19 protein-coding genes are annotated in these 22,647 nt (G+C 56.8%); 10 read left to right on the top strand and 9 right to left on the bottom strand.

The window, feature by feature from the left end:
* Window positions 1-14: 14 nt before the first annotated feature.
* Together pyrF and WAW39_RS11230 are read right to left on the bottom strand one after the other, a co-directional pair.
* Window positions 15-767 carry an orotidine-5'-phosphate decarboxylase gene (pyrF, locus tag WAW39_RS11235; protein ID WP_422318782.1) on the bottom strand — a complete coding sequence of 251 codons (753 nt, stop codon included), beginning with the start codon at window positions 765-767 and terminating at the stop codon, window positions 15-17.
* Between the two features lie 422 nt (window positions 768-1,189).
* The gene (locus WAW39_RS11230) at window positions 1,190-1,774 is read right to left on the bottom strand and encodes a hypothetical protein (protein WP_422318780.1); all 585 of its coding nucleotides are present in this window, start codon (window positions 1,772-1,774) and stop codon (window positions 1,190-1,192) included.
* An 86-nt stretch (window positions 1,775-1,860) separates the two neighbouring features.
* On the opposite strand from WAW39_RS11230, the gene purE reads away from it, so the two are divergent.
* From purE to WAW39_RS11215, 3 genes are all read left to right on the top strand, one after another.
* A complete protein-coding gene (gene purE, locus WAW39_RS11225) occupies window positions 1,861-2,382 on the top strand; it encodes a 5-(carboxyamino)imidazole ribonucleotide mutase (RefSeq protein ID WP_397380775.1) in 522 nt (173 codons plus the stop codon).
* Window positions 2,379-3,524, top strand: a complete 1,146-nt coding sequence (locus WAW39_RS11220; protein ID WP_422318777.1) for a 5-(carboxyamino)imidazole ribonucleotide synthase — start codon at window positions 2,379-2,381, stop codon at window positions 3,522-3,524. The genes purE and WAW39_RS11220 overlap by 4 nt, the downstream gene beginning before the upstream one ends.
* A gap of 227 nt (window positions 3,525-3,751) precedes the next feature.
* Window positions 3,752-4,321: a transposase gene (locus tag WAW39_RS11215; RefSeq protein WP_422318775.1), complete on the top strand. Its 570-nt coding sequence runs from the start codon at window positions 3,752-3,754 to the stop codon at window positions 4,319-4,321.
* A gap of 414 nt (window positions 4,322-4,735) precedes the next feature.
* Here the strand turns inward: WAW39_RS11215 and WAW39_RS11210 are convergent, their stop codons facing one another.
* The 6 genes from WAW39_RS11210 to WAW39_RS11185 all read right to left on the bottom strand — a co-directional run bounded on the left by WAW39_RS11210 (window position 4,736) and on the right by WAW39_RS11185 (window position 10,907).
* Complete coding sequence (locus tag WAW39_RS11210; RefSeq protein WP_422318773.1) at window positions 4,736-8,005, bottom strand: M56 family metallopeptidase; 3,270 nt, start codon at window positions 8,003-8,005, stop codon at window positions 4,736-4,738.
* Window positions 8,002-8,388, bottom strand: coding sequence for a BlaI/MecI/CopY family transcriptional regulator (locus WAW39_RS11205; protein WP_422318771.1), 387 nt, complete (start codon window positions 8,386-8,388; stop codon window positions 8,002-8,004). The genes WAW39_RS11210 and WAW39_RS11205 overlap by 4 nt, the downstream gene beginning before the upstream one ends.
* A gap of 102 nt (window positions 8,389-8,490) precedes the next feature.
* Window positions 8,491-9,060 (bottom strand): ACP phosphodiesterase, encoded by a 570-nt coding sequence (locus tag WAW39_RS11200; protein WP_422318769.1) that lies wholly within the window; start codon window positions 9,058-9,060, stop codon window positions 8,491-8,493.
* Window positions 9,061-9,135: 75 nt separating this feature from the next.
* On the bottom strand, window positions 9,136-9,429 hold the full coding sequence (locus tag WAW39_RS11195; RefSeq protein ID WP_422318767.1) for a type II toxin-antitoxin system RelE/ParE family toxin: 294 nt from the start codon (window positions 9,427-9,429) through the stop codon (window positions 9,136-9,138).
* Window positions 9,426-9,623 carry a hypothetical protein gene (locus WAW39_RS11190; RefSeq protein ID WP_422318765.1) on the bottom strand — a complete coding sequence of 66 codons (198 nt, stop codon included), beginning with the start codon at window positions 9,621-9,623 and terminating at the stop codon, window positions 9,426-9,428. Before WAW39_RS11190 ends, WAW39_RS11195 begins: the two co-directional genes overlap by 4 nt.
* A gap of 105 nt (window positions 9,624-9,728) precedes the next feature.
* The gene (locus WAW39_RS11185; protein WP_422318763.1) at window positions 9,729-10,907 is read right to left on the bottom strand and encodes a Gfo/Idh/MocA family protein; all 1,179 of its coding nucleotides are present in this window, start codon (window positions 10,905-10,907) and stop codon (window positions 9,729-9,731) included.
* Between the two features lie 101 nt (window positions 10,908-11,008).
* Here WAW39_RS11185 and WAW39_RS11180 point away from each other — a divergent pair, with 101 nt between their 5' ends.
* The 7 genes from WAW39_RS11180 (at window position 11,009) to WAW39_RS11150 (ending at window position 21,133) form a co-directional block, all read left to right on the top strand.
* Complete coding sequence (locus WAW39_RS11180; protein WP_422318761.1) at window positions 11,009-13,612, top strand: protein kinase domain-containing protein; 2,604 nt, start codon at window positions 11,009-11,011, stop codon at window positions 13,610-13,612.
* Between the two features lie 1,548 nt (window positions 13,613-15,160).
* Window positions 15,161-15,805 (top strand): hypothetical protein, encoded by a 645-nt coding sequence (locus tag WAW39_RS11175; RefSeq protein ID WP_422318759.1) that lies wholly within the window; start codon window positions 15,161-15,163, stop codon window positions 15,803-15,805.
* A gap of 16 nt (window positions 15,806-15,821) precedes the next feature.
* On the top strand, window positions 15,822-16,949 hold the full coding sequence (locus WAW39_RS11170) for a hypothetical protein (RefSeq protein WP_422318757.1): 1,128 nt from the start codon (window positions 15,822-15,824) through the stop codon (window positions 16,947-16,949).
* Between the two features lie 96 nt (window positions 16,950-17,045).
* Entirely contained in the window at window positions 17,046-18,221 is a 1,176-nt protein-coding gene (locus WAW39_RS11165; RefSeq protein WP_422318755.1) for a hypothetical protein, read from the top strand.
* Window positions 18,222-18,225: 4 nt separating this feature from the next.
* On the top strand, window positions 18,226-19,368 hold the full coding sequence (locus WAW39_RS11160) for a DNA methyltransferase (RefSeq protein ID WP_422318753.1): 1,143 nt from the start codon (window positions 18,226-18,228) through the stop codon (window positions 19,366-19,368).
* Entirely contained in the window at window positions 19,365-19,862 is a 498-nt protein-coding gene (locus tag WAW39_RS11155) for an AAA family ATPase (RefSeq protein ID WP_422318751.1), read from the top strand. Before WAW39_RS11160 ends, WAW39_RS11155 begins: the two co-directional genes overlap by 4 nt.
* A complete protein-coding gene (locus WAW39_RS11150; RefSeq protein ID WP_422318749.1) occupies window positions 19,832-21,133 on the top strand; it encodes a DNA methyltransferase in 1,302 nt (433 codons plus the stop codon). The genes WAW39_RS11155 and WAW39_RS11150 overlap by 31 nt, the downstream gene beginning before the upstream one ends.
* Window positions 21,134-21,194: 61 nt before the next feature.
* Here WAW39_RS11150 and WAW39_RS11145 read toward each other — a convergent pair.
* On the bottom strand, window positions 21,195-22,647 hold a 1,453-nt coding region (locus tag WAW39_RS11145; RefSeq protein WP_422318747.1), incomplete at its 5' end, for a glycerol-3-phosphate dehydrogenase/oxidase.

Below are 22,647 nucleotides of genomic sequence, written 5' to 3'. Positions count from 1 at the left end.
TTAAAAATGAAAATTCAGTTGAGTGCATTCTGGATTTGACGCATCCAAAACTCCGCTCGGGCGGCAAAGGTCAGCTCATCCTTTTGATAAAGCACGCCCCGCGACACATTCACCAGCAGCGGCGCTTTCCGCCCGCTGCCTTTCAGCGCCGCCAGGTCGCCCCCTTGGGCGCCGAGTCCAGGAATCAGCAGCGGCACATCCGGGATGTGATCCAGCACATTCGGGGCGGCATTGGTCAGTCCCACCACCAGGCCGGCCTGCGGATGCCCGGCGGTCATCGCGGCCACCAGTTCATAAACCTGACGGTCGCCAGTCGGCTGGAGTTCAATGTCCTTCGCACCCGGATTCGAGGTCACCCCCAGCAGGTACAGCCCCTTGTCCGTGTATTTCAAAAACGGCTCCAGCGTGTCGCGGCCCATGTAGGCGTTCAGCGTCACCGCATCCACGTTCATCGCCTCAAAACAGGCCTTGGCGTAATAACCCTGCGTCTCACCGATGTCCCCGCGCTTCACATCCAGCACCACCGGGATCTCCTTCGGGATCTCTTTCAAAATCTCCTCCAGCATCTTCATCCCACGCCAGCCCAGCGCCTCAAAGTACGCCGAGTTCGGCTTGAACGCCGCCGCATACGGCGCCGTCTGCTCGATCACATCCAGAATCCACCGCTTCGTCGATTCCTCCGCGTTCTCCGCCCGCACATCCAGCCCCACGCAGAGATTGGATCCAGTCTTGGCGATGCGCTGATTCAGTTTGTCGAGAAAAGTCATGGCAAATGGCTTGGCACAGCCTGCGGCCTCGGGCAAGGGCCTTGGTAAACGATCACGAGGCCGGCTCTCAAAAAGATTGTCATCAATGCCACCCGGTTAAGGCCATGTTTCGTGCGCTTTGGCACCTTTAGAACATCCTGCCCTCCCCGCTGGTCCCCTTGCAGAATAACACAATTTTTCGCCATTCCGCTCCGCACCACACCAGCTCCAACGGAGCTGCGTAATATAGCCCAGGGTTGCCGAGCCTTGGCGAGGCTACCCTGGGTTTCAGCCATCGAAGCCGGGAAGCAAACCCAGCGACGCGATGCACACAGCGTTCACCAGCAGCGTCTGCAACCAGTCCCGCTGCGTTCTTGCGCCATAATAACACAGCTCTCCGATGCCATCCAGAGAACCCGTCTGACAGCCGATGCCAATCAAAACTAAATTCCCTCAAAGGTCCTGACCTTAAAACGAACGTTCCCGTTGTGGCGGCTGAAATCGATCTTCTTCATCAAGCTGAGCAGTAAAACCTCCCGTTCCTGCCCTGGGTAATCCGAGGGCCCCTGCCACTTGTTCGCCGCTTGCAGCATGGCCAGCAAATGCACGAGGTTCTGTTCCACTCCGGCCTCATCCGGGACGAGATTCCGCAAGCGATGCAGGCTCCTCAGCAGCAGCAGCGGTCCAGCTAGGAAGGCCTGGCTCAGCGCATAAGCCAGTCCCGTCATCTTGGCTCCGCGGTGAGCACCTGCTGTTTCTGCGCCTCCGCCAAAATCATGATAAAAAGCTGACTCCGAGTAGCTTTGGAATCCCTCACCGTTTTTCCAAGTCCGCCACCCGCTGAAGGAAATGCAGGCCAGCCCCAGCAGGGCTGTCCATGGAGCGGCCCTCGTGGACAAGGCGCATGAGTCTAAAACCATCGTCGCGCCCTGCTCGAAGAAAACCCACGCCAGCACATAGCACACCACGCTGCCCGCCAGACCGAATACCCCCCACACGACCTGGCTGCGGTTGAATGCTGAAATCATGACCGGCACCCTATCAGGCCCGGGCAAATCTCATCCAGAAAAAATTTGTGTCGGGCCACCCTGCCGCCATTCTGCCACCTATTCCGATGAGCAACACCGCCGCCAGCAAGCCCCTCGTGGGCATCATCATGGGCTCCAGTTCCGACTGGCCCACCCTCCAAAATGCCGCCCAGGTGCTCACCGACTTCGGCATCCCCTTTGAAAAGAAAGTCGTCAGCGCCCATCGCACGCCCCAGCTTCTGTACGATTACGCCACCACCGCCTCGGAGCGCGGTCTCAAATGCATCATCGCCGGTGCCGGCGGTGCCGCCCACCTCCCCGGCATGACCGCCAGCATGACCACCATCCCCGTCCTCGGCGTCCCCGTGCAAAGCCGCGCCCTCAGCGGCGTGGACAGCCTCTACTCCATCGTCCAGATGCCCGGCGGCATCCCCGTCGCCACCTTCGCCATTGGTAATGCAGGCGCCCTGAACGCCGGACTCTTCGCCGTCTCCATGCTCGCGAATGACAATCCCGAGCTCGTCGAAAAACTGAAAACCTTCCGCGAGCGCCAGACCCAAAAGGTGCTCGAAAGTCAGAAGGAACTCGAAGTCGAACCCAAGGCATGAAGTTCCCGCCTCCCTCGACCATCGGCGTCCTCGGCGGCGGCCAGCTCGGCCGCATGCTCGCCCTTGAGGCCCGCCGTGCCGGCCATCGCATCGCCATCTTCACCGACGAACCCCAGGGCTGCCCCGCAGGTCAGTTCGCCGACATCGAGATCAACGCCGCCTACCATAACAGCGCCGCCCTGAATAACTTCCTGCAGCAGGTCGATGTCGTCACCGCCGAGTTCGAAAACATCCCCGCCTCCTGCCTCGCCGCCGTCGAATCAGTAAAACCCCTGCGCCCCGGTGCCAAGGCCCTCATCACCACCCAGCACCGCGAGCGCGAAAAGAACTTCCTCCGCGATCAAGGCATCGCCTGCGCCCCCTTCCGGGTGATAGACGATCTCGCCGGACTCGAAGCCGCCGTCGCCGAGCTCGGCCGCCCCTGCGTCATCAAAACCGCCGCCTTTGGCTACGACGGCAAAGGCCAGTGCAAAGTCACCGCCGAAACCAATCTCGCCGAAGCCTGGAGCGGTTTCACCGGCCAGCGCGCCGTCGTCGAGCAATGGGTCACCTTCGTCTGTGAAGTCTCCGTCGTCGGTGCCCGCGGCATTGATGGCAGCATGGCTACTCACGGCTGCGTCGAAAACCAGCACACCCACCACATCCTCGACGTCACCATCGCTCCCGCCCGTGTCGATCCCAAGATCACCGAGCAGGCCATCGCATTGTGGAAAGCCGTCGCCGAAGGCCTCGACTACGTCGGCACCATGGCCGTCGAAATGTTCGTCACCACCGACGGCAAAGTCATCGTCAACGAGATCGCCCCTCGTCCCCACAACAGCGGCCACTACACCATCGACGCCTGCCGCACCAATCAGTTCCAGCAGCAGCAGCGCGCCATCTGCGGCCTCCCCCTCGGCGATGCCTCCCAGCACACTCCCGCCGTCATGATCAATCTCCTCGGCGACGTCTGGCCCGCCCCCCTCGTCCACCCCGACTGGTCCCCCGTCCTCAATCACCCCCGCGCCAAACTCCACCTCTACGGCAAACGCGAAGCCCGCTCCCGCCGCAAAATGGGCCACTTCACCGTCCTCGGAGAAACCATTGATCAAGCCCTCCAAGACGCTCTCGCCATCCGGAAAGCACTGGGAATCGGCGACTGACGAAAACTGATACGCATTCGAGAACGCGACAGCGTCGTGGAGTGCGGTGGGAAGCGAAGCGCCACACCGCTTTCGAGAAGGTGAAGAAAGCACTAAGGCGGGAGAACCCACGTCCGGCTGCCAAAAGCGGTGTCGCCGATGCAGGCATGCGCCTTGCATCTCTGCCACCGCACTCCAAGACGCTCTCGCGCTTGCTTCACCCATGATCATTTCGTAGCATTCATACAATGCATCCCGATGCCGATCCCAAGCTCGCATGGCCCCATGCCCCGCTTCATCGGCTCGGAACACACGGCATCTATTTTGTTACGGCAGGCACATATCTGAAGGAACATCATTTCCGTGGTGCAGAGCGCCTCGCAGTCCTGCATCGCGGCCTGCTCAAACTCTGCACTGACTTCGGCTGGCGCTTGGAAGCCTGGGCAGTGTTCTCCAATCATTACCACTTCATCGCCGAATCGCCTGCCACCGCAGAAACCCTTCCTGAAATGCTGGGCTCGCTTCATGAGAAAACAGCCAAATGGGCAAACAAGCTCGACCGCACACCCGGCAGAAAAGTCTGGCACAACTACCGCGAATCCCTGCTCACGTATGAGCGCTCCTATTTCGCACGCTTGAACTACACCCATCAGAATGCCGTAAAACACGGCCTGGTTTCCAAAGCCGCCGATTACCCATGGTGCTCCGCAGCTTGGTTCGAACGCCACACCAGCAAGCCAATGGTCGAATCCATCTATCGCTTCAAAACACAGCGCATTCAAATTCCAGACGACTACGAGGTTCACACGGACTGGTAAAAAACGCGACAGCGTCGTGGAGTGCGGTGGGAAGCGAAGCGCCACACCGCTTTCGAACTGGTGTAGCACGCACAAAGTTCCAAGAACTCCGTCCGGCTGCCAAAAGCGGTGCCGCCGATGCAGGCTTGCGCCGTGCATCTCTGTCACCGCACTCCACGACGCTGTCGCGCACTCGTATGCGCCATGCTTCATCTCTCCAGCACCTCCCTCTTCAGCATCGGAAAAAACGCCTCAAAGTCCTCCCGAAACCCCTCATGCTGCGCCCCCCGGCACCGCCAACGACGCCGCCAGATCAAACCGAAACTTCAGCCTTCGCGACATCCGCTCAGCGTCGCTTCAATGTCCGCCCCCGTCGCAAAATGGGCCACTTCACGTTGCTGGGTGACACCATTGAGAAGGAGTTCCAGGATGTGCTTACTTTGATGGCACCAGTTTGATCGTCATTGGCTCGGTCTGCTGCTTCGGTGTGAAGAGCGCCGTTTCGAACGATTCGTAGCCCTCCGCTGTGATGTGCAGCTTGTGGTCCTCGCGCATCCACCACACATCCAGCTTGAACGAGCCGTCGCGAAAACTCTGCGTTTGTTCGCTCTTCCAGAAGATGTCATTCGCAGAGCGTCGGGTGTCGCCGGGAGTGACTTTGAACGACGTCACAGGCTGGCCGGTGTGTGCATCCAGCACCGTGCCGGTAAAGCGGATCGCCGGACGCAGCGTCACGGTCTGCAACTCCGCCACAGGTAGCAGCGGAAAGTCACGCAAGGCGATGTTGTCCTTCAAGATCTCCCATTTCACCTCATCCGCAGGCGCACCGTTCCACTCAAAGCGGCCCAGAGCATCGGTCGTGGCTTCAAACCACAGCGGGCGCTTCTGCTGCCAGCGGTTCGCCACCACCCACACTGACGGCACCGGTCGCCCGGCTTCATCGACGATCTGTACCCGCAGCACGCGGCCTTTCGTGAGTTGGGCGTCAAGCTTCACGGATTTGCCCGATACGATTTCGATCTGCCTTGTCTGCGGCTCAAAGTTCGGCGCTTCAAAGGTGATCCAGTTGTTGCCCATTTCATGGGTGCGCACCCTGTAGCGGCCATCAGTCTCGGTTTTGGCCTGCGGCTTGTCTACATGACCGTGACGATCCTCCCCCAGAGTCACCGCACAGCCCGCCACCGGCTTCCCCGTTTCATCCGTGACGAGTCCGCTCACCTCGGCACTCTCGCCGTGCAGCACCACTTGGCTGCTGCCGTCACGCAGCGATTCGTAGGCCTGGCCTGTGGCAGTCCGGTAGTCCATCGCCATGCGTTGGTGATTCGGGTGTTCCACCCGGATGATCGCGCCGCTGAGATCTTCCGCGTAGCCTGCCATGCTCCAGCGCCCGTCAGCACCGGTTTTCACAGTGTGGCTCGTGGCATGCACATCAGCAAAGACATTCCATCGCTGCGGGCCTCCCGAGTGTTGGATGTTCACCTCCGCACCACTCACTGGCTGTCCTTCCTCATTCACCACGCGCCCGCCGATGGGCTTTCCGGCGGGGTAAAGTTTCATCGTGTAGCTTATGGGCAGCTTCAACGGATCGCCATAACGGCTCCATTGAACTCGCTGCATCACGAAGCCAGCTTTCATGCCCCAGAAGCGCAGATGCTTCACCTCTTCGGGTGGCAGCGGGAGGCGCAGCATGCCACCGAGATCGCTCACCGCCTCCAGACGCTTCCCTCCATTGACCTCATAGTGCACCTTGACCTCCGGCACCGGTTTTCCGGTCGCAGCGTGCACAAAACGCGTCTCCAGCTCCTCGCCATGCAAAGCCTTGCCATCGGTCGCCACATAGGGCGAGACCTCTTTTGGCGGCGGTGCCAGCAGCGTGGCGGGAATGCCAGAAATCGTCTCCAGCGAGGTGATCTGCCGCGTGTAGGTGCCCGGTCCGTCGCTGGAGTAATACTTCCACATCATGAGCATCGGATACGGCGTGCCGTCATCAAGCGCTGCCCACTTCTGCACAGACCACTCGACTGAAAACGGCTCCGGCCGCTTGGGGAAATACTGCCGGAACAATGCCAGCCCACGCTGCTTCAGATCCATCTCCCAGTGCTCCATCTGCCCGCCACCGGGCCAGTGACGCTCGATCACGACACGATCGCTTTCCTCACGAATGACATGCCTGGTCAGCCCGAACTGCTTGCACCCGCTGGCAAGCATCTGCTGCAAAGTATCCCGTAGTTCCCGCGCACGTGGCCGCGCCTCCCACAGCGAGAAGAATGCATCGTTGGGCTCCCTGCTGAAACGCACCTCATTCGACTCACTCCCTTCATAGCTCCAGCCACGCAAACCATCGGTGGCCTCGGTTTGGTCTTTGATGAACCACGGTGCCGCCCCATAGCTCCACTGCGTCACGCGCGGCCGGTATTCAGCGCGTGACTGCCGTGCGGACTCATCCACCCACGCCTCGATCACGCTGGGCTGGGGGCTGCGCACCGTTTCCTTGCCTTCAGCGATCCAGGTCTCCTTCAGCTTCACATGCACACGCTGCAGTCTTTCGATCTGCGGTTCCAACACGGCCAGACTGCGCTCCACAAGGTCCTTTTCGGCCTCGGTGAGTGGTTCGGATGGTTTTTCCGCCTGCATCACATGCCTTACTTCCACGCCCGCAGCCATCACTGCCGCCATGGCGGTCACCATGAGCGCCAGCTTCGCTTTGCGGCCAAAAACGCCGTGTTGCCCGGCACCGTTCAAGAGGGCCTTCACACGATTTTGAATGCTGCTGCGGCCCAGCATGGCCACGCCCGTCGCTGGCGTAGTCACATCGCCCCCCGCAGCGATTTCCACGAGCACTTGCGCATAATCCGTCGCCGCAATGTGCTGAGAAAGCGCACTTTCATCCGCACTGAGCTCCGCTTCGGATGTCAACTGGCGTAGCGCCAGCCATGCTAGCGGATTCCACCACCACACCGATGCTGTGAGCCAGCCAAGCCACTGCCACGTTCCATCATGCCGCGCGTGATGCGCCATCTCGTGCAGGCACACGGCGCGCAGCTTCGCATCAGGCCATTCCGCAGCCGCCTCCGGCAGCCAGATGCACGCCTTGCGCCATCCTGTAACCACTGGCGAAACAAGCCCGCACACAAGACGGTGCCCTGTGGTGCGCAAAACACCCACAGTGTTTTTGCGCAGCCAAAAATGTCCGCACACTGCGCGAAATGCCCTCCAGGCCAGCAGTACCAAGGCCACGCACCACCACCCATGAAACACGATCTGCTCAAGGCGCTCCATCCAAGGCACCCGCATGGTTGCCAGCGGCACATCAGGCCGCGCTGCGGTGGTGTAGGCAATGAGTGGTGAAGTGGCTTCCACCGTCGGTTGCGCCCTTGGTGTCTCCTTTGCGAGAAGATCGAGCGCCTGCGCCTGCGTCACCACCTGCAAGATCATTGGAGTTGGATACACATGCACATTCATCCGCCACGCATCCACGAATCGCGGAGCGAGCGCCCACAGCAGCACACTCAGCAGCGCCACGCTGCAGGCACGCCACATCCACAGACGCATCAGCGCCGGTTTCCGCCTCAAAAACGCTGTCACAAACCAGGTGAAGACCACGATGGCCGTGCTCTTCATCGCTGCAGTAATCACATACGTCAGCGCCGGATAGGTGAGGCCGCCGAGCAGCCACGAATGAATCAAAGTGAAGAACGGGTTCATTTCTCACGAGCCTCCTGGATGAGTTTCATCAACTGGTCAGCTTCCTCTTTCGAGAGCTTCGATCGGCGGTCGCCCAGCAGAGCCATTGCTGCAGCCCCGACAGAGTTGGAGAAAAAATCTCGCACCATCTGGTGCAGCGCTTTCACCCGCGCTTTTTCAGGCTCCATTGGCAGGGTAAACTCATCCGTGCGCCCATGCAGCGATTTCACCAGCAGTCCCTTTTCCACAAGGAGCCTCAGGATCGATCGCACCGCCGAGTACGTCGGCGCATCCGGCATGTCCTCCTCGATTTCTCGTGCCGTCGCCTTGCTGCGCCGCATCACGATTTCCAGCACCTGGCGCTCACGGCGGCTGACATTTTTGGAAGCTAGATTGTCCCACATAGATGTGTTGATAATTCAACACATCGGCATCCCGTCAAGTTCTATGTGTTGATATTTCAACACATAAATTTCTCATCAAAAGCTGCCGGATGCCCACTTTCATTAAAGCGTCACATGTGTCTTCACCTCCGGAAAGAACGCCTCAAAGTCCTCCCGAAATCCCTCATACTGCGCCTCCAGCACCGCCACTGACGCCGCCAGATCAAACGGAAACCGCAGCCTCCGCGACATTCGCCTCAGCGTCGTCTCGATCCCCTCCAAAGTCGCATACGAGCACAGCCAGTCTCCCTCCCTCATGTGCTTCAGCACCGCGCACGCCTCCGCAGGAATGTCCCCCTGCACCTGCGGCACCGAGTCATAAAAACCGTGCACAAATTCTCCCAGCGGTTCCTTGCTATGCATATTCCAGCCCGCCGCCAGGAAGTGATCATAAAACACATCTGTCAGCACCCCGCCATAGCGCCGGAACGGCTTCTCAAACCGCCTCACACTCCGCCTCACCAGCGGATGTGCATCCGTGAACGCATCAATCGCCCGATGCCGCTCAATCCCCCGCTGAAACCCTTCCGGCAGCCCCTTCAGCTCCCATGGCCCCACCCAGTCCGGCAGCAAATTCCCCACCCGAAACTCCACCTCCGGCTCCGACAAGTAAAGATGGGCCAGCCAGTTCATTGAAGCAGGATGACCGATTTTCTGCGAAAATCGAGCCCTTCATATGTTCAGACACCTTGATTGGACTGAAGTGGACTAGCGCAGCTTTTTCGTATTTAAGCGCTGGGCAAAATGCACCAGCGTGACGATCTCCAACTCATCGAGAAGTACTCGGTAAATGATGCGGTAAGACGCTACATGAACTTCTCGCACATCCAAGTCCGGGGCCTCATGGACTGGATGTCCCACCTGCGGATGAAGAGCGAGAACATCCGTTCGTTCGATGATTCTGGCTGCCATTCGATCCGCATAAAACACCGAATCTTTGGCGATGTAGGACCTTATGGCCCGTAAATCCTTCCGTGCCTGGCTGGACCAGAAAACATTCACGCGACCCCGAATTCGCGTTTGATGCTGGCCTGTGAATGACGCCGGCCCACATTCAAGTCAGCAAGACCGGCCTCGATCTTCTGACGCACAAAAATCTGCTGCATCACATCGTCCCATGAAGCAGAAGCGGGAAGCTTGTCGATCAACCTCCGAGCTTGGTTCTTGGCGCTGACTGCCTTGGTCTTAGCTTTCATAAATTAAGATGCCCTTGTTAGCGCATTTCTCAAGATCGCACTTTAACTCGCCAGGGTTGCAGAAAGCCAACGTCACGACGCTTCGCGCACTCAAACACGTGAGCCCTACACCTTCACCCACGTCTTCGACTCACTGCTCTCCAAGATCGCCTCGCAGAGCTTGATTTCGTGGTGGCCGTCTTCGGCGGTGGCAAACAGGACCGGGGTCTGCTTCCCGCTGGCGATGTGCTCGTAAATGGCACGGTAGTGCATCTTGTGGCCGTCGCTGAAGCCTTCGGCGTGGCCGGGGGGGTAGTCGGTGTAGTTGGCGACGTCTTCGAGGAATCCGGGCGTGCCGCGCTGCAGGATTTGGTTCGGTTCATCGCGACGACCGAGCGTGATTTCATTCGGCTGCTGCAGGTCCCAGCGCACGCTGCCCTTGGTGCCGTAGATGCCGAAGCTCAGGCTGCATTTCCAACCGGCGGCCACCTGCGAGATGCTCGCATTGGCATGCACGCCATCTGCAAAACCATGCTTCGCCTTGCCAAATTTGAGCAGCACGCTGCCGAAATCCTCGGTGTCCACCGGGTAGTCCACCATCTTCTTCGGGTCCACCTTGGCAAAGGTCTTCACCTCGCCTTTCGGACGCTTGCGGGTTTTGTAGAAGGTTTCAATGTGGGCGAAGACGCTCTGCGTTTTGGCACCGAGCACGAAGCCGACGGCGTCGATCCAATGCGTGCCTACATCGCCCACGGCGCGCAGTTTGCCGCCTTCGGATGCAAGGATGCGCCAGTTGTAGTCGGTTTCATGCAGCAGCCAGTCCTGGAAGAAGTGACCTTGGACGTGGATGATCTTCCCGAGGTCACCTCGTGCCACCATGGCGCGCATCTGGAGGATGGCGGGGAAGAAGCGGCACATGTAGTTCACTGCAAAAACCGGGCCCTTCTTGCCGCCCTTGCGCACGGCATCCACCACCATCTGCGTGTCCTTGGAGGTCATGCCCAGCGGTTTCTCACAGATGACATGCTTGCCCATCTCCAGTGCATGCAGGCACTGCTCCACATGCACCTTGTTCGGTGAGGTGATGTGCACCACGTCGATGTTCGGGCTGGTGTACATCGCCTCATAATCGTAGTCGCCGTAGATTTCCGGGATGCCCCAGAGGTTGCCCACCTGGCGCGCGCTTTTGGTGGAGCCGCAGATGCCGTTCACGGTCACGCCGAGACGTTTAAGTGCCTCAATATGAACAGGTCCGATGAAGCCGGTGCCGATCACGCCGGCGCGAAGTTGGTGAAGGGGAGTCATGCAGGTGCAGTGAAGCGCGAGGAGGGGCTTGGTCAATGCGGCAAAGTACTCGATGAATGAATTGATGCATCATCCTGCGTTCTTAAGGATACTCAGTTCACATGCCTCCTGCCTCCCATGCCTTTTCAGCAACCTCCGCAGCAGCCCTGCTGGAGGATGGCATGACGCCCCTGGAGGCGGGCGATGAAAAGCCCGGCGATGTCCTGGGCGACTTTCGGCTGATCGAAAAGCTCGGTGAGGGCGGCTTCGGGCTCGTGTGGCGTGCGGAGCAGACGCACCCCGTGCGACGTGAGGTGGCATTGAAGCTCCTCAAGCGCGGCATGGACTCGCGGCAGATCCTCGCCCGCTTTGATCAGGAGCGCCGCATGCTCGCGGCGATGGAGCACCCCTGCATCGCCACCATGCTGGATGCGGGCATGTCTCCGGATGGGCGCCCCTTCTTTGTCATGGAACTGCTGCGCGGCAGGCCCATCACGGCGTTTTGCGAAGAGCACCATTTGACGCTGCGGGAGCGCATCACGTTGTTTCGGGAGGTGTGCAGTGGCGTGCAGCATGCGCACCAGAAGGGTGTCATCCACCGCGATCTGAAGCCCACCAACATCCTCGTCACCGAAGTGGATGGCCGCCCCGTGCCCAAGATCATCGACTTCGGCATCGCCAAGGCCCTCGCCTCCGGCGGCATCGAGGCCATGACCTTCGCCACGCAGGCGAATTTCGTGCTCGGCACGCCGCAGTACATGTCCCCGGAGCAGATCGAAGACGTGGGCAGCGTGGACACCCGGAGCGACATCTACGCGCTGGGCACGGTGCTGTACGAAATGCTCACCGGCAGCCCGCCCTTTGCCGAAGTGACCAAGCAGGGCCAGACCCGGCAGGAGTTCTGGCGCATGGTGCGCGACAAAAATCCGCCGCGTCCTTCCACCAGTTTCACCACTACGATCCTTGCTGCGCCCTCACCGGCCCAGGAAGCGCGCATGGATGTGTCCAAGCTGCCGGCGGATCTCGACTGGATCGCCCTGCGCGCGCTGGAAAAAGAGCCCCAGCGCCGCTACCAGAGCGCCGCCGAATTCGCCGCTGATTTGCAGTGCTTCCTCGATGGCGCACCCGTCTCCGCGCATCCGCCCAGCAAGTCCTACATTGCCTCGCGCTGGATCAGACGGCATCGCGTCGCTTTTGCAGCGGGTTGCTTCAGTGTGCTGGCTTTGGTCACAGGAGCGGGCGTGGCCATCTGGCAGGCCAAGCTGGCCCGGGAGGCGCAGGGGCGGGCGGAGTCCGAGGCACTGCGCAGCCGGGAGTCGGCTTCATTCCTCACGGAACTGCTCAAGGAAGTCGCCGAAGAAGTGCGCAACGGCCGGAATCCCGAGGCCCTGCGGCTGGCGCTCATCACCAGCCAGCAGCGCATTGAGGACATGCGCCAGGACCCCGATCTGCAGATCGAGCTCATGAACCAGGTGGCCCGTCTGTTTGATTTGATGAGCGACCGCAAGCTGTCTCTGGGTGCACTCAGACGCACCGCGGAGCTCACGGCTGCACGATTGGGGCCCGAAAATCCGGCGGCGCGTGAGGCCGCCTTTCAGCACCTCATCATGGCCGTGGACCACGGGTCCCGGATCGAGGCCGTGGAGCTGCTTAAAACCCTCCGAACGCACATCGAGGAGCATGAGGGGCGCGGCAGCCCGAGCTGGTTCCGGGCGCAGGGCATGCTGGTGCGCGCGTGGACGAAGCTGCGCCGTGGCAAAGACGCGGCGCAGGCCAGTGGTGAGGCCGTGGCGGAGGCGCGGCAGAAGCAGCTCCGTGGGGTGGACCTTCACAAAATTCTCATGACCCATGCCGAGGCCCTGGAGTCCGCCCGGGAGTTTGATGCGGCGGAGAAGCAGATTTTGGAATGTGTCTCCCAAGCCAAGAAGGATGGCGATCTCCCGAAGCACCAGTGGGAGTTTGATATCCGGCTGGTGGAGCTTCAGATCCATCGTGGCAACCATGTGCGAGCTGCTGAAATGCATGGCGAGGTGGTGCAGCGGCTACGGGAGCTGCCGGACGCCGCCAATCTGCCGCATCAGCTCATCTGGTTGGCAGAGATCGAAAATCGCGCCCGTTTGCATGATCAGGCCATCAAGCACACCCAGGAGGCCATCGAACTCATCCAAACGCGCACCGCCGCCATCTCCCAAGAGGATGCCCGGGCCAACACGCTGCGGGAGGACATGCAGGTGGCGTTTGAAGCCCAGAGTGCCGCTTATCGTGCCTTGAAGCAACCGGACGCAGCCATCGCGGCGGCGAAGGAAGGCCTGCGTGTGGCGCAGCAGGGGGGCAATGAGACCTTCATGACCCGCGCGCTGGCGGCGCTGGCGGGGGCGCAGGAGGCAGCGGGGCATCTTGAGGAGGCTTGGGGGCTGCACCGCCAGCTCTATGAGAACCACGCGGAGCACAACGCCACCTACAAGAACCGTTTGGACGATTTGAGGGAAATGACGCGCATCCGGCTGCGCCAGAAGCGTTTTGAGGACGCCCTGGCCCACGCGCGGGATGCCTGGAGGCAGACGCTGGCGGAGCCCTCCTCCCAGCTGGAGCCGGATTACCTCGAATACATGGCGGACTTTGCCCTCAAGACCTGGAAGATGGTCCTGGCCGCCTGCCCGGGGGTGGGGGTGCCGGAGGAGGTGGGGGCTTGGGAGAAAGCGGCGGGGGTCAAGGGGGCCCAATGAGGGGATAGAGGGTGCGGATGGAGGTCAAGAATCGTCATGGTACCGGGGGATGGACAGTGGGCGTTTTTGTGTGTCGGATCTGGCAATCTTGCAGGTTGGTTGCGGTTGAGGAGGTTTTGGGGACGATTTGGAGGAGATTTGGACAGGATTCAGAGGAGGGCAGAATGGACAGGATTTTTGAGATGGGATTTAGGTGCCGCTGCTGTTGCTGGCGGTGTTTGGGGGTGATGGAGGGCGCGCTGAATTTTGGCAAAGGAATGAAGGAGCAATGGAATGTTCCGGAATGTTCCTTGTGTCCGGAGGCCGGAGTGGATTGACCACGGAGCTGAGCGAAGCGAACCGGGTCGAAGACCGCCGCGAGGCAAATGGCCGAAGGCAACGCAGACGACTGAAAGAAGCCGGAGGGTGAGCGAAGCGAATCAATGCACTGAATACACGAAGCCGAACGAAGTGAACCGGAGCGCAGCGGAGATAGCCGAAGGCAAACAGACAGCCGAAGGCTGCCCGCAGGGCAAGCGGAGCGCAGTCAACCCGGATGGGCGGGACGGGACAGCGGGGCGAAGGATGCTTGGGTGGTCCGGATTTTTGCACCGCAGAGATTGGGAGAACGCAGAGATGAGATGAGTTGAATCTGTTCTCTCGGGGGTCGGACGTGGCTGCGGGGAGAAGAGTTTTTAACCGCTGATTAGACGCTGATAAAACGCTAATAAAGGCATCAGAAATCCCAGATTTGATCTCACCGCAGAGGCCTAGCCGAGGGAACGGAGGGCTGGACGGGACAGCGGGGCGAGGCGGGCCCGTTCTTCGCTAAAGCTTCGAAGGGCAAGATGGAATCTTGGAGGCGCTGATTTTGGATGGGGAGGTGATCCTGGGGACGTGAGGGAGACGCGAGTGGCTGCCAAGGAACACTGATTTTTACAACGCAGAGATTAGAAAACCGCAGAGATGAGTTGAGTTGAGGCTGTTGTCTCGGGGGTCGGACGGGACGGCGGGGTGAGGCGGCCCCGTTCTTCGCTACCCATTCTTCGCTAAAGCTTCCTTCTTCGCTCTGCCCGTTCTTCGCTAAAGCTACGAAGGGCTGGCTGAGCTACGAAGGACAGGCCTACGGGCTTGCGAGCTTCGAAGGGCAAGATGGAATCTTGGAGGCGCTGATTTTGGATGGGGAGGTGATCCAGGGGACGTGAGGGAGACGCGAGTGGCTTGGCTGTGTTGAGGGGCCTCGGTGCGGCGTCGGCTCTCTTTTTGGGCTGGGCGGCCTTTTGCCACCCAGTTTTGTGTCGATAAAGCGGCGTGCCTGTACGAAAGTAGGTGAGTCTGTGCAAGACCCCGAAGCATACAAAGACACTCTGGGAAAACTGAAATGACCAACGAGGTATGTTTCAATACTTTAAGCACCTTTTACCGATGATCAAAAATAAGTAAGAATCCGAGGTAATCGCCCACCGTGGACGCGATATTTATCTATTTGACCGTATCCATGACTCCATCCACCGTGCAAACGAGAAGTAGCTAAAATAATAAATTTTCACCACATTTGCTCCCAAAGATATGTCCTCTCCGACCGTCCTTATGTTTTCTGGTGGTCGCGATTCCACGCTTTCAGCCATACGGTTGGGTCTGAAACGCTCTCCTTTAATTCTAGTCACAGTCGTGGCGGAGCACTTATTTGGCCTAAGCACGGTGCGCCGCCGTGTGGCGGAGTTGCAGCCCTTTCTTCCACAACAAAGCCGCTGGATTATTGTTACCCAACCAATCTGCATGAGTCCAACCAGCTTGAATCGCGACACATGCCTGCCCTGCCAGAGAGATTATGTGGTTTGTGGAGCGGCGGTAGCCGCTCTCGAATCAAGTGATGCAATAGCGTTAGGATATACTAGCTACCAATCATCCTGGCCAGAACAATCATCTGAGGCGACTGATGTCTTACGACCAATTTTAAAAGCCAAAGGTCTTGAGCTGCTACTTCCAGTATATGATTTGCAGTCGAAAGAGGAAGCAAAGTTAGAATTGCGTAAACATTCGCTTTCTGACGAAGCATTAGAACAAAAGTGCATAAAACAAATTTCTAATATTACCCTAAGCGCTGACCAGCTTCAAAGCGAACTGCAAATGTGGAAATCCAGCCTACAACTTCGACTAGATTCAAATATAGATATAAAGAGTCATATTCTCGAAAACACTCCGCTTACCTGATATTAATTAGCTAATCATGCCTACAATTATAACACCTGAAGACATCTTTCGCAATGGAGTCACTCTCCTTGCCTTCGTAATGGCGTTTTATGCATTAGTAGCCAAAGAACGCAAGACACCTTACATGGTGCATTCAGTATATAGGATTATATTTGTAGTATTTATGTCCTTGGGCTGCTCCATCGCAAGTTCATGCTTGAAAAATATAAATCCCTGGTGGAGCGAAAAATTGAATATTGGCGCAGCACTACTTCTCGGGTTTGGAATGCTCTATGTTTACATAAAAATCTGGACAGAGCAAAACAGACACCTTTGCTATCGTAGTGATCAGCTTCTCCTGAACCTCTTTATTGTGCGATGGGTGGTAGAGAAGTGGAGTTTGTTCAAAGGAAAGACTGCGTATGAGCACAACCCCATGAGATTGCCTCCCGCTTTGATTAGCTCATTGGGTGAATCAGAAAGTATTCCAAAAGAAGCACTAGACGCTGCTTTAAAGCACCACGTTGCATCGGAAGAAATGTCAATCGCCGCCTTTTTTAAGACAAATACACTAATTCAAACTGACCAACTTCTAACTGACCTGGCGATCCGCTTTCTTGATACAGGTTGTTTCGTGCAATACACCTGCTGCTCTCGCCATCCCATCGAATTTCTTCTTCAGTTGAAACATGCCTGGCAAAGTAAACAGAGAAATGCTGATTGGAAAAAAATGGCAAAAAGGATTGTTCTCGTCGATGGTTATACCCCGCATTTTGGTTTTACCGACACCATTTATAGAGAAAGATCAAAGCAAGCCGAATTAGATTGCATCAAAGTCGTGTCTTCAAAACCCACATTTGCTGGTATTCACACATCCATCGCTCGAGCATTTAACTTCATTAAATCAAATGACACGGAAGGTGTCAGGACTCCCACTCTTGTTATATACGAGGGGTGCAATGCACTGACCGATATTGAATCAGCGGAGCAATACAGAGTCTTTGTTAGGCATGTGATTCCTTCTGAGCGACTGTGGGGAGGGATGTTCACGGTGTTTGTAGAATCATCAGTTTCTACCGAGAGCGAGGCGCTAATAAATAGTCTTGTCAGTATGAGTGTAGATATGACCACAGGCAAAACGGACAATCAACCCAAGACCGCCTAGTTTATAACTACAGAGATGGAGACGAATTTTCTAGATCCTCTTTACGGACAGTGCACTTTATCCGACGCAATGGGACAGCTTGCGCGTTCTGCATCCGTGCAAAGATTGCGCGAAATTAGGCAATCTAATATAGACTCCCTCGACCTCCCTGGATTTGCAAATACCACTCGATATGAGCATGCACTTGGCACCGCATATTTGGCATCAGCAGTCGAGGGTGCGGGTTGGTTAGATGTGAGTGAAAAAATGACGCTGGAAGCAGCAGCTCTGCTCCATGACTCTGCAATCTCCTCATACGGACACCTTCTTGAAGAGGCATTCGGATATTCCGGTATTCCTTCAGACCATGAGCAGCGTTGGAGCTGGTTACTATCAGGAACGGATTCCACTCTTATTGGCGGAGTTCGCTCTCAAATATATCTAGGCCGCCAAGCAGCCCTGGACTCATGGATAGCTAAGTGGGGCAGCAGCAAAATAGCCGCACATTCAATTTTTGAGACTATACGAGGAAGAGGCAAACTGGGTCCTTTGGTTTGTGGAAGCTTGGATTTAGACAACCTCGACAATGTCACTAGAGCTGCGTTCCATGTCGGTCTGTGCCCAGATCGCAATCTTCCACTTCGGATTGCCAAGAATATAGTGGGTTTAGCAAACAGTCATCCCATCTACTTGCCCGCCACGCTTATTGATATTCAGGCTTGGCTTGATTTGCGTAAAAGCTTGTACAATAAATTAATGTTTGCTCAGCAGGATTTTACTGGAAAAGCGATGTTAATTTCAGCGGCAGTAAGTGCATTAGAGTCTGGTCTGCTTAAACCCTCTCATTGGATCTTGACCGACCGTGAATTTATATCTTTGCTACTCTCAGGATCCCAGGACATTGCTTCTCCCGTAAAGGATTGGCTCTCTGGTGACTTGTGGCCATTCTCCGGAATTCTAACGTTAAAGGGAAACGCACCAACTTTGACGGAATTATTTGAAATTGGAAAGCAAGTGTCTGAAACTTTGAAGCGTGAATGCTTTGCTTACCGTATTAAGGACAAAAGAACGCGGGCTATCGTTGTAAATACATCAGACGGACACACACACATGATGGGTAAAGAATCAAACTTATGGTTTTTTGGAGTAGTTTCTCGGAAGAAAAGTCCTTTCAAGAAACGCGAGCTAACTGTTCTCCGCCAACTCATAGAAAAGTTGGTGCCACAATCAGCCACGACTAGTGATTTTGGCTGTCCAGAAATAGGTTCCTTTCAAGATCCTCACCTTATTTAGTACGGTGGACGCAATCGCCCAATTGGATCGAATTGATTGGAACTTTCCAGGGACTGGAACGTCCGAAACGAGTGTTCATCGCTTAGCAAGGTTCCCGGGCAATTTCATGCCTGATATACCGGCATATCTTTGTGAAATATTGACATCCGCCAACCAGGTAGTGCTTGATCCCTTTTGCGGCTCAGGAACCACAGGTATTGAGGCGGCAAAGCTGGGCAGGCGTGTTTTATTATCTGATTCGAACCGAGTGGCAATAGAGTTGTCTCTAGCGAAATGTGCGCTACTTAGTGAGCCTAATCTGGTGGAACAACTTCAATCGTTGTCTGAAAACATTGATCCACTATTTAATGCAACGCCTGTGGAAATAGGCTTGCAATCCGAGGAGCTTTTAAAGTGGTACCATCCAGAGACGCTTGCCAAGTTGCGTCTGTTATGGAGTCATATAAGTCAAACTCCTGACAAGTGTCGGGCGGTAGGGCGAATGTTGTTTTATGAGGTTCTTTTTGATTGTTCGGCTCCACTTTTGCAAACAACGGCATCCGGCAAGAAAAGGCGCCATCACTGGGGGTGGGTCGCCGATAATGTGGTTCCCCGTGTTTGCGGTGTATACGACGTCTATCATAATTTCCGCCAAAGGATCCAGCACACGATTTCAATAATCAAGTTTAACAACTTCGGGGTTTCTCCAATAGATGTGGAAGTTGTTCGAGCAACAGCTGATAGACTTCCATTCCAAAATGAGGTGGCGGATGCTATCATAACCTCGCCGCCGTACGTCAGCATGATCGACTACACATTGGCAAACCGGTTAGTCTATTACTGGAATAACTGGTCTTACAAGGAAGAGCTCGCTTCCGAGATTGGAGCTCGCCGGTTTAGGAACCGAACCACCGCTTTGATTGACTACTTATCTCAGATGGAATCTTGCTTTCGAGAGATGCACCGTCTTCTCAAGCCAGGAGGTTATTGCGCTCTTGTAATTGGGGCATCGCGAAAACACGACGATGCCGTGGGTTTGGCCATTAATCAGCTCAAGAATCATTTTTCCGTTATATGGGGGCCAAAGAAACGTGAATCATCTCGTAGACGGGTTGCTGACCGACTTGGGCGAGCATCTGGTGAGTCTATTATTATTCTGCAAAAATGAAGAAAACAATTGCTGTTTGTGGTTCATCCGGCGTTGGCAAGACGACTGTCGCTAAAATTCTCACAGAGAGGACGAGGGGGGCGCTTCGATCTTGCGGGGAAGAGGTGAAACAGCGTGCGATGCAGCTAGGAATTGAGCCAAGCACGCTCCCATCAAATGAACATGCAGTGATCGACTCTCTCACACGTGAGCTTGCTCAAGGGACTCTCGAAATGCTTATAGTGGAGGGCCGCTTCCTCGATAAAGTCTTACAAGATGTTTCAAATACATTTCTTGTGAGGTTAGTCTGTGATGACGTTATTAGAAATAATCGTTTATTTGAAAGACAGGCTACCTCCAACCTTGCCAGTGTTCCGAACCCTCCATATGCCGCTGAGATGATTACTGTCAGTTCAGATGGGATCATGCAGATTGACAATTCGCATTTGTCGGCCGAAGAGACCGCTGATAGGATTTTGCGCGCATGGGCAAACTTGCCAAAAATACCAGGTTGAACTTGATCATGCCCTACCCGGCAATGATCGCAGATGAATTGGCCGTTGCCATTGCGCAAAAACATATTCACCCTGGCGACTTAGTTCTTGATCCATTTGTGGGCACTGGGCGAATTCTTGCTGCTGCGGCACAGGCAGGGGCAAGTGGCGTAGGTATAGATGTAAATCCATTAGCTGTAATAGTGACTAACGCGAAGTCGGTATCAGGTGGACAACGCCGTCTCCGAGATTTCGCGCTTGAGTTGACGAGGAAACGCTTTCCAGCCGATTCTAGTGGAATACGTCTTTTGATGGGCCGACGTGTTGAATGGTTTCATCCCCGCACGCATCGTCAAATTGACTATCTCAAAGGACAGATTAACCGAGCTAAGCTGCCAAGGGCAGCGCTTACGGTTGTTGTGGCCGTTTTTTTTGCTACAATTCGTGAAGTTAGCTACTGTCGCAAGGATCAATGGAAACTTCACCGCCTCTCAAAGGCGTCCCGCAATGCACAGAGAGTCGATGTTAAGCAAACATTCTTGCGGAGATTGAGTCAGGTTATTAACAGTTTCGAGGTGCCTACACATAACCTCTATAAATTTCGCGCTGTCATTGGCGATTCGAAGCGACTATCTCACGTGCTATCTGATCAGGGAGTCAAGTTTCCGATTGATTGCGTTGTGACATCTCCTCCCTACGGGGATTCCAAATCTACAGTTCAATACGGAGGTATATCCCAACTTTGCTTGGAAATGGCGAAAGGTATACTTGGGCTGAAGGCATTGGATTATTGCATCAGTGGTATTGATGCGAATTGCCTTGGAGGAAAGATGTCATTAGATGGTAAACTGTACGCTATTCCGAAGCGTATATGGGCAGGAGATCTTTGCACAAGTATTGGTAAAAGAGTGGCTCAGTATCTTGATGATATGCGGAGTGTCTGTGAGCAGATTGTCCGTGTTTTGAAGGCCAATGGGAAAATTGTTTTTGTAGTCGCCCGGCGCAACGTCGGAGGTGCGACTCTCAATCTGGACCTGTGGTTTCGTTCGGAATTTGAGAAGCTTGGCTGTACGCTAATAGAATGGACAACAAGAGAGATTAAAAGAAAACTGACTCCATATCTCGTAGTTCCCAAAGCTCGATCGGTTTCTTGCGAAACCGAAATGTCTGCCGTGCCTACCATGCGCAAAGAATATATTTTGGTGTTTTCTTCGCCCAATCACTTGACTAGGGCGTCTGCGAATTTCGAACGGCCCATTCCAAGTAGAAGGCAATCTCGGCTCCCCCAGTAGGGAGGGAGCTGGGGATGTGCCGGGGCGCCGCACACGGAGTCTGCGGACCACTATTTGATGCTCACGCTTCGAGAATGTAGCCGCAGGCGAGTTTTTGGAAGTGGTCGATTTCGTGGGCGGTGCGGGCGGGGGGCCAGTGGAGTTCGGTGGCCATGAGGGCGGCGACTCTCGGAGCGGCGGACATGGAGGCCTGGGCATCGAGGAGGAGGCTGCGGCTGCGGCGGGCGAGGACGTCCTCCACGGACAAGGCCATTTCGTGGCGGGTGTGGAAGATGACTTCGGCGCAGGTGACATCGAGCCGGGGGTGGACTTTGCCGGCGAGTTCGGGCTGCTGGGCGGCGAGGGCGCGGATCTGGGCGGCATCGCTGCCGTAGACGGCGAGGGGATCGTGCTGATCGAGGACGGTGGCGGAGCCGTGGATCATGAGGCTGGGGGTGACGCAGTGGCGCATGCCGAAGCCGCCGACCATTTCGGCGTGATCGATGACGTCTTCGGCCATGCGGCGGTAGGTGGTCCATTTGCCGCCGGTGATGGTGATGAGGCCGGAGTCTGCGACGAGGATGGTGTGATCCCGGGAGAGGGCGGCGGTGGCTTCTCCTTTCTTCATGGCGACGAGGGGGCGGAGGCCGGCGTAGATGCTGAGGACGTCTGAGGGGTGGGGATCGCGTGTGAGGTAGCGTGCGGCGTGCTGCATGAGGAAGGCGATTTCATCTGGCAGGGCGCGGGGCTCGAGGGAGACGTGTTGGACGGGGGTGTCGGTGGTGCCGATGATGACGCGGCCGTGCCAGGGGACGGCGAAGAGGACGCGGCCGTCGTCGGTGCGGGGGATCATGATGGCGGAGTCTCCGGGGAGGAACTCGCGGGGGAGGACGAGGTGGACGCCCTGGCTGGGGGCGACGATGTTTTCGGCCTTGGAGTCGTCCATGTGGCGGATGGCATCGACGAAGACGCCGGTGGCATTGATGACGCAGTGGGCGCGGATTTCGTACTGGCAGCCGGATTCGGCGCACTCGGCCTGGACGCCGATGATGTGGCCGTTTTTCTCTTTCATGAGGCCGCAGGCGCGGGTGTGATTGAGGACGATGGCGCCGTGATCGACGGCGGTGCGGGCGAGGTGGATGGCGAGGCGGGCGTCGTCGAACTGGCCGTCGTGATAAACGACGCCGCCGGAGAGGCCTTCGGTTTCGAGGGTGGGGAGGAGCTGGATCATGTCCTCACGGGAGAGGGAGCGTGAGGGCTCGAGGCCGAGCTGGCCGGCGAGGGTGTCGTAGACCTTCATGCCGATGCCGTAGAAGGGGCCCTCCCACCAGTGGTAGCTGGGGATGACGAAGGGGAGGCTGTGGACGAGGTGGGGGGCGTTGCGGACGAGGAGGCCGCGCTCGCGGAGGGCCTCGAGGACGAGGGAGACGTTGCCCTGCTTGAGGTAGCGGACGCCGCCGTGGACGAGCTTGGTGCTGCGTGAGGAGGTGCCTTTGGCGAAGTCTGACTGCTCGATGAGGACGACGGAGTGGCCG

The sequence above is a fragment of the Prosthecobacter sp. genome (assembly GCF_049294395.1).
Lineage (GTDB): Bacteria > Verrucomicrobiota > Verrucomicrobiia > Verrucomicrobiales > Verrucomicrobiaceae > Prosthecobacter.
Note: the sequence above shows the minus strand (reverse complement) of the source record. Positions and strands in the feature narration are given on the sequence as shown.